Origin of the sequence: Pseudoalteromonas sp. MER144-MNA-CIBAN-0113 (assembly GCF_040308965.1) — a bacterium.
In the GTDB taxonomy this organism is placed as follows: domain Bacteria; phylum Pseudomonadota; class Gammaproteobacteria; order Enterobacterales; family Alteromonadaceae; genus Pseudoalteromonas; species Pseudoalteromonas tetraodonis.
The window spans coordinates 1-281 of sequence record NZ_JBEOOG010000286.1; the positions used below are offsets into that span (position 1 = coordinate 1).

The following is a 281-nucleotide window of genomic DNA, read 5'->3' on the forward strand; positions in this document are numbered from 1 at the left end:
GGTTTAGTCCTGCTTGAATGTCGTTAATCTTTTTTCGTATATTTTTAATGTGTGTATCAATGTTGCGGTCGGATATGTCGGTTGTGTCGCTGTATACGTTATTAATAATATCTTCGCGGGTAAAAACACGACCTACGTGGCTTATAAATAATAAAAATATTTTAAACTCGACGGCGGTAAAGCCAATGCTTTTGCCGTTTAGGCGGGCATCGTAATCGTCTTTGTGTAATTGAAAATTATTATGATTGATGATGTTGGTTTTAGGCTGGCTGGTTCTTCTT

1 protein-coding gene is annotated in these 281 nt (G+C 37.0%); it reads right to left on the reverse strand.

Features of this window, described 5'->3' with window-relative positions:
• Positions 1-281, reverse strand: a 281-nt coding sequence (locus AAEY57_RS19730) for a helix-turn-helix domain-containing protein (protein WP_350608636.1), incomplete at both ends; no start/stop codon positions are given.